1 protein-coding gene is annotated in these 233 nt (G+C 37.3%); it reads right to left on the reverse strand.

From position 1 onward, the window contains the following. A partial coding sequence (locus GNF10_RS37765) for a DUF2887 domain-containing protein (protein WP_185607562.1) occupies window positions 1-233 on the reverse strand: 233 nt, incomplete at both ends.

The raw sequence follows: 233 nt of genomic DNA on the forward strand, positions 1-233 counted from the left end.
CAACAGGATAGTTTCTATTAATTCTACAATTTGTTTTTTGTTGGCTTCATCTGTCAGTTCTTGCCTTGCCTGTATAATCAGTTGTCTACCTTGGTCAATGGCTATTGCTTCACTGGCAATAATTAGTTGCATGATCGCTAATTGTAGAGAGTTTTCGTTAGCCGTTCCTAACTCATCTAAATAGATGCGTTGTATTTGGGAACTATCCAAAATCGAGCGATAAGGTTGTTGAT

The sequence above is a fragment of the Nostoc sp. UCD121 genome (genome assembly GCF_014222285.1).
In the GTDB taxonomy this organism is placed as follows: Bacteria; Cyanobacteriota; Cyanobacteriia; order Cyanobacteriales; family Nostocaceae; genus Nostoc.